The sequence below is a fragment of the Streptomyces graminilatus genome, from assembly GCF_001418565.1.
GTDB lineage: Bacteria > Actinomycetota > Actinomycetes > Streptomycetales > Streptomycetaceae > Streptomyces > Streptomyces graminilatus.
Genome location: NZ_LIQQ01000549.1, coordinates 21,367 through 27,366 on the forward strand (window position 1 = coordinate 21,367; position 6,000 = coordinate 27,366).

A 6,000-nucleotide genomic window follows, 5' to 3' on the forward strand; every position below is an offset into this window, starting at 1 on the left:
CTGAGTTTTCCGCAGCTCACGCGGACTCCCGATGGCGTACGAATGCCGTTCGACGCTGTCAGAAATTTCTGACAAGCCGTCCAACGCAACGCAGGCACGAGGTGCCGGATCCGCTGATGGAGTCGTATGCCGAGGAAAACGGGCGGAGCACGGCGGAGCTTGTCGCCACCCGGGGCCCTCGCCCGACGACTTGTGAGGTGGTGTACGGCGGTCACTCCGAAGCGGATGTCATCGGAGTCACCGGCCAAAGAAGGAAGGACGCCATCCTCGCCGCCGCAGCGGCACAGGCTCCAGTGTGTCAGCGACGGGCTTCGGTGGGGGCGCGATCCGGTCCGGGTCCAGCCCCACCTTGTGCGGATGCACGCACGCCGGAGTCCCGTCGGCTGTGTATCGGAAGCCGTCCTCGGGGTTGAACGGGCATTCCCAGGACGGCCGGTCATAGACCACGAACGCCTCACGGGGCAGCCGCTTCGCCGGGCAGATGCCGCACGCCGGATGGTCCTCGCCCTGGGCGAGAGGCTCGCTCATAACGGCACGGTAGCGAAGCAGCCGACCGGGCAGGACCAAGATCACTCGACTGAGAAGGGCCTCTCGCCCCGGCCGTATCTGGTCTGATCGACAGCGTGTGACCCCACAGCCTCACTACCGTGGCTGGGTCCCTTGCGGAAACGCACTGCACGAAAGCTGCCCCCATGCCTGTACCGCCCACCAGCGGCCGTCTGCAATGGAACGATATCCCCGCGCCGCTGCGCGCTCGTCTCGAAGACGCCCTGGGCGCGCCCGTCATCGACGCGGTCACCCCCCAAGGGGGCTTCGGTCACCAACTCGCCGCCGCGCTCCACCTGGCTGACGGCCGACGGGTCTTCGCCAAGGCCGCCCCCGACAACGACCCGCTCACCGCCGCCAACCTTCGTGAGGCGGCCGTCCTGGACACGCTGCCGCCAGACGTGTCGGCCCCGCAACTGGTGGGCATCCACCGCGCGGCCGACTGGACCGCCGTCGTCATCGCTCACCTGGACGGCCCCCATCCCGATCTGTCCCCGCCATCCGTAGACGTCGAGCAGGTTTGGGCGCACCTGGGCAGGCTTACCTCCAGCCCCGCCCCGGCGCCGTACGCGACGGCGGTGGGTACCGCGCCATCCACGGCTCCTCTCCACGGCTGGGGCGAGCTGCTTTCCGATCCCCCGGGCGACCTCGCCCGCGCCGCCCGCGACCGCCTGCCGCAGCTCGCCGAACTGGAAGCGGCCTGGCCGGACCTCGCCTGCGGAGACCGGATCGTCCACGGCGACCTGCGGGCCGACAATATGGTCCGCGACCGCCATCTTGGCGTGACCTTCGTGGACTGGGCACACGCCACCACTGGCCCGGCCTGCATCGACGCCACCTCCCTGGCGCCGCAACTCATCCTCGCCGGACACTCACCCGCAGACATCGACCGCATGCTCCACGAGCACCCCGCCACCTCCAGCAACCCTGACGCCACCACGGCGTTCCTCGCGGCGCTCACCGGCCACTGGCACCGCAACGCCCGCAGGCCAGCACCTCCCGGCGCCCCCGGGCTACGCGCCTACCAACACCGCGCAGCGGCCGCCGGTCTTGCCCTCCTTGGCCACCGCCTGCGCTGACACCACACGATCCTGCACTCGTTCCGGTGGTTCAAGGCCGCCGATCCGTCCGGCGCGAGGTGCGGCCGAGGCCACGCCAGGGCCTGGAGATGGACATCTGCTCTACTGCTCCTACGTCCCTGAACCCGATTCGGTCTATCGGTCCGAGCGAGGAGTGGCGTCGGAACCCCGGTCTTGTGTGAGTCGAGCGAGGAAAGCGTCCAGGGGCTGTACGTGTCCCGGCAGGGTCTCGAGCAGATCCCACCAACAGACAGCCTCGATCTCCTCGTTCGGCTGGAAATCATGGACCTCGGTAACTCGGCTGGAGAACAACGCGCCGTATTCGGCACGCTGGTCCGGCGCTAGTGTGAAGCGCGCGTAGCCGACGAATTGCAGTGGCTCTTCGGGGGTCTGCCCCGTCTCCTCCAGTAGTTCACGCAATCCCGCCTGGCACGGTGACTCGCCCGGCTCGATCAGCCCGCCTGGCAATTCCCACGAACGCCGGTGCCGGTCGAACACCATCAGAACGCGGTCGCCGTGCCAAAGTGCCACCAACGCAAGGGGCAGAGGCACATCACCGGGCGGCTCCTCCTCCGACAGGCGGCTGAAGGAATTCAGGGCATTGCCGCGGCCGTCGACGGCGAGCGGCCGGGCTGCGGGTTCAGGCACCCCGATATCCTGCCAAGCCCTGGCACGCGAATCGCTCCCCAGCATTCCGTTCCGGACATCCAGGGTTGACAGTTGACGTGCGGACGGCGCGATTCGGCTTCCTGCGACACGACCGGGGACCGGAGCAGCCAAGGCCTGGTTCCTCCTTCACTCCGCGCTCGCGCTTCGCCCCGAGAGGCCGGCTGCTGAGACCTGATGGCGTCGGCACGGGCTCTCGTGTGACGTCTTCAGAAGCGCGTGAGGCCAACCGCGCCGACGATCCCGGCAGCAACCATCGTGGCAACCACGAACATCTCCTGGAATTTCGTGGGGACTTTCGACGATCGCAAAAGCGCTTGGAGTGCCTCGGCTTCATCTCCTCCAGTCCCGGAATCGAGCTGTCGTCTCGCTTCCTGGTATTGGCGCATGTACCGCCAGCCGGTCAGCAGCAAGGCAGCGGCGAGCGCGAGCAGTCCCATGCCGAGGGGCCACCCGGTCACGTCCGCGCTCCCGCAGGCCGGCAACCACAGCCGCCGCGCCGGCTGATCGGCAATCCGCGAAGGCTGCCGATCCGATGCAAGGACTTCGTCACCTCATCCATGGACGGAATCTATCGGCTCGCGTGGAAGGCCGCACACGACCGGGCAAACGGGATCGTCCCGGGTTGACACCGTCCGGCATACGCGGCGCGAACACGGGTAGCTGGCTCTGCGTTGACCGGTCAGTGGCTCGGACCAGCTCGTCCGTTCGGCCACCGTGCTCCGCTCTGCTGGCGTCGAAGCTTGTCGAGGCGGGTGCACTCGGCGGCGAGGATGTCGGTGCGGGCCGCCTGATTCCCTTGCCGGCATTGGCCGAGAAGCACCAGATGTGCGTAGCTGGCCCCGCGATCAGGGCTGTTTCGTCTCGCGATCCGCCTCCGATGTGTACGAGGGGAGTTCGCCTGGGCAACTACGGCTCAGACAATGGCCGTAGTTGCCCGGGTGGTCATCGTGCGGTCGGGCGTGCCGTTCGGGCGCGGCGGGCCGCTTGGTGTGCGTCGGCCGGGTCGTCGGAGCATCCGGGGGCCGGGCGCCATTCGTCACCGACTGCGGTAAAGGGGTACCAGCGGCCGTCGGGTCCGAGGCGGAGTTGGATGCCGGTGGTGGTGTCCGTGAGGGCCCCGTCGGTGATGTCGAGGCTTCCGAGGACGAGCGCGCGGGAGGCTCGGATGGTGTCGCGGGCGTGCTCCAGCACGGTGGACGGGGTCGGGGTGGTGCGCAGTGCGGCGTGGGCGCCGGCCGGTCCGCCGTACCGGTAGCCGATCATCATCGTGCGCAGGATGGCGGCAGAGTGGCCGCTGCGACGTTCGGCGTCGGGGAGGCGGCTGACGCCGTCGGGGGTGGCGAGGATGCGCACGGTGTCGGCGAGGGGGTCGTGGGGTTGGCCGACGGCGCCGTCGAGGAGAGCGCGGGCGCGTGCGGCGGCGTCCTGCGTCATCCAGGCCAGGTCCTGGCCGGAGGGGCAGGGCGGGGGCGGGTCGTCGAGGCCGAGGGTGATCGGGGTGATGGTGTCGACGTGGGTGACGGCGTCGGTGGGCGGGGTGCGGTGGGCCCACAGGGAGTAGGTCTGGTCGGCGCGGACGGTGCCGGCCGCGTCGGCGGGGAGTGCGTCCGGTTCTGCGTCGGCCAGGTGCTCGCGCAGGACGGCGGCGAGGGTGCGGGTGGGCATGCCCCGGGCGGCGAGGAGCAGGGAGGCGGCGCTGGCGAGTCGTTCGGCAACCGCGTGGCCGATCGCGGCGCTGTGGTCGCAGACGCGTCCGGCGGTGCCGGGCAGGCAGGTGCAGGAGAAGGTGATGTCGTCGGCTCCCGGAACGATGGCGGTGCCGCCGGCGTGTCCGGGGTCGGCGATGGCCGCGGGGACGCGGCCGGCCAGGAGGTCGGCTGTGGCCTGGGAGTTGCCGGCGAGACGGACGGCCAGGGCGTGCCACTGGTCTTCAGCGAGCTGGGAGAAGCTCATGGCGGCCTTGTAAGTGGTCCTCTTCACGGCAACGGCGGCGGAGAGGCGGCCGGAGGCCGCGTGGACCTGGCCGACGGCGCCTTTTCGGTGGAGGTTGAGTCCCTTGGTGTAGGAGCCGGAGCCGTCGGTGGCGAGGTGGAAGGCCTGTTTCCAGGCGGCGACGAGCGGTCCCATGGTGCGGCGCGCGGGGGTGGTCATCGGCTTCCCTGGAGCGTGACGAGGGCTGCGAGTTCGGTGTCGTCGAGGTCGGCGAGGGCGCTTTCACCGGAGGCGAGGACCGCGTCGGTCAAGGCGCGTTTGCGGGCGAGGAGTTCCTTGATGTGGTCCTCGACGGTGCCCTCGGTGACCAAATGGTGTACCTGCACGGTGCGGCGCTGGCCGATGCGGTGTGCGCGGTCGGTGGCCTGGTCTTCGACGGCCGGGTTCCAGGGGCGGTCGTAGTGGATGACGTGTTCGGCGCGGGTGAGGGTGAGCCCGGTGCCGGCGGCCTTGACGGACAGGATGAACAGCGGGGCGGAGTCGGCGTCGTGCTGGAAGGCGTCGACGAGGTCCTGGCGGCGGGCGGGCGGTGTCTGGCCGTGGAGGAAGTAGACGGAGCGGTGGCCGCGGGCGCGCAGGTGGTGCTCGAGGATCCGGCCCATCTGTACATAGCCGGTGAAGATGAGGCCGGCCTCGCCGCGGCCGGCGAGAGTGAGTAGGAGGTCGTCCAGGGCGGCCAGCTTGCCCGAGCGCCTGGCGAGGGCGGCCGGTTCGGCGCCGTCGAGGGGTTCCTTGAGGTAGAGGGTGGGCGTGTTGCAGATCTGGCGCAGGGCCTGGAGCAGCTTGAGGACCAGGCCGCGGCGTTCGATGCCGGTGCTGGCGGCGATCTTGGCCAGGGTGTCGCGGACGGTCGCCTCGTACAGGCCGGTCTGCTCGTCGGTGAGGGCGACGATGCGGTGGTGGTGCACCTTGCCGGGCAGTTCGGGGGCGATGCCCGGGTCCGATTTGCGGCGGCGCATCATGAACGGGCCGATGAGCCGGGCGAGTTGGGCGGCGGCGGGCGAGGACGGGTCTTTCTCGACGGTGGCGTAGCGGGCGCGGAAGGCCGCGCGGGAGCCGAAGAGGCCGGGGTTGGTCCAGTCGAGGATGGCCCACAGTTCGGTGAGGTTGTTCTCGACGGGGGTGCCGGTGACGGCGAGGCGGGCCGCGGTGGGAAGGTCGCGCAGTGCCTTGGCGGTTGCGGAGGCGGGGTTCTTGATGTGCTGTGCTTCGTCTGCGACGACCAGGCCCCAGGGGATGTCGGCGAGGGCGGGGGTGTCGCGGCGCAGGGTGCCGTAGGTGGTGACGACGATGGTGTTGGGTTCGAGGGCGTCGGTGTCGAGGGCGCGGTCGCTGCCGTGGTAGCGGACGACGGCTGTGCCGGGGGCGAAGCGGGTGACCTCGCGCTGCCAGTTCGTCACGAGGGAGGCCGGGCAAATGACGAGGGTCGGCCCGGACTGCGTGGCAGTCTCGGCGCGGTGGAGGTGAAGGGCGATGGTGGTCAGTGTCTTGCCGAGCCCCATGTCGTCGGCGAGCAGGGCACCGAACCCGAGGTCCAGGGTGTGCGCGAGCCAGGTCAGGGCGCGTTCCTGGTAGTGGCGCAAGGTCGCCTTCAGGGCGGCCGGCGGCAGGACGGGCCGGGGGGCGTCGGGGGCTTGGCGGAGCGTGTCGACCAAGTGGGCGAGGGCGCCGACGGGCCGGGCCTGGAGGGTTTCGCCGCCCAGGGTGAGGGCGC

6 protein-coding genes are annotated in these 6,000 nt (G+C 70.2%); 1 reads left to right on the forward strand and 5 read right to left on the reverse strand.

Annotation, left to right across the window (positions count from 1 at the left end):
• Window positions 1-237: 237 nt before the first annotated feature.
• Window positions 238-528: a hypothetical protein gene (locus AOK08_RS36090; protein ID WP_055533898.1), complete on the reverse strand. Its 291-nt coding sequence runs from the start codon at window positions 526-528 to the stop codon at window positions 238-240.
• A 164-nt stretch (window positions 529-692) separates the two neighbouring features.
• Between AOK08_RS36090 and AOK08_RS36095 the strand changes: the two genes are divergently transcribed.
• The gene (locus tag AOK08_RS36095; RefSeq protein WP_055533900.1) at window positions 693-1,625 is read left to right on the forward strand and encodes a phosphotransferase family protein; all 933 of its coding nucleotides are present in this window, start codon (window positions 693-695) and stop codon (window positions 1,623-1,625) included.
• Between the two features lie 135 nt (window positions 1,626-1,760).
• On the opposite strand, the gene AOK08_RS36100 is transcribed toward AOK08_RS36095, so the two are convergent.
• From AOK08_RS36100 to AOK08_RS36115, 4 genes are all read right to left on the reverse strand, one after another.
• Window positions 1,761-2,273: an NUDIX domain-containing protein gene (locus tag AOK08_RS36100; protein WP_241827237.1), complete on the reverse strand. Its 513-nt coding sequence runs from the start codon at window positions 2,271-2,273 to the stop codon at window positions 1,761-1,763.
• Between the two features lie 227 nt (window positions 2,274-2,500).
• On the reverse strand, window positions 2,501-2,731 hold the full coding sequence (locus tag AOK08_RS36105; protein WP_157876943.1) for a hypothetical protein: 231 nt from the start codon (window positions 2,729-2,731) through the stop codon (window positions 2,501-2,503).
• Between the two features lie 505 nt (window positions 2,732-3,236).
• The gene (locus AOK08_RS36110) at window positions 3,237-4,445 is read right to left on the reverse strand and encodes a hypothetical protein (RefSeq protein ID WP_055533903.1); all 1,209 of its coding nucleotides are present in this window, start codon (window positions 4,443-4,445) and stop codon (window positions 3,237-3,239) included.
• A partial coding sequence (locus AOK08_RS36115; RefSeq protein ID WP_198539497.1) for a DEAD/DEAH box helicase occupies window positions 4,442-6,000 on the reverse strand: 1,559 nt, incomplete at its 5' end. The genes AOK08_RS36115 and AOK08_RS36110, both read right to left, overlap by 4 nt.

Bases quoted from the DNA above. Each gene is read 5' to 3' on its own strand.
- AOK08_RS36090 (WP_055533898.1), bottom strand. From the start codon at position 528: ATGAGCGAGCCTCTCGCCCAGGGCGAGGACCATCCGGCGTGCGGCATC.
- AOK08_RS36095 (WP_055533900.1), top strand. From the start codon at position 693: ATGCCTGTACCGCCCACCAGCGGCCGTCTGCAATGGAACGATATCCCC.
- AOK08_RS36105 (WP_157876943.1), bottom strand. From the start codon at position 2,731: ATGGGACTGCTCGCGCTCGCCGCTGCCTTGCTGCTGACCGGCTGGCGG.
- AOK08_RS36110 (WP_055533903.1), bottom strand. From the start codon at position 4,445: ATGACCACCCCCGCGCGCCGCACCATGGGACCGCTCGTCGCCGCCTGG.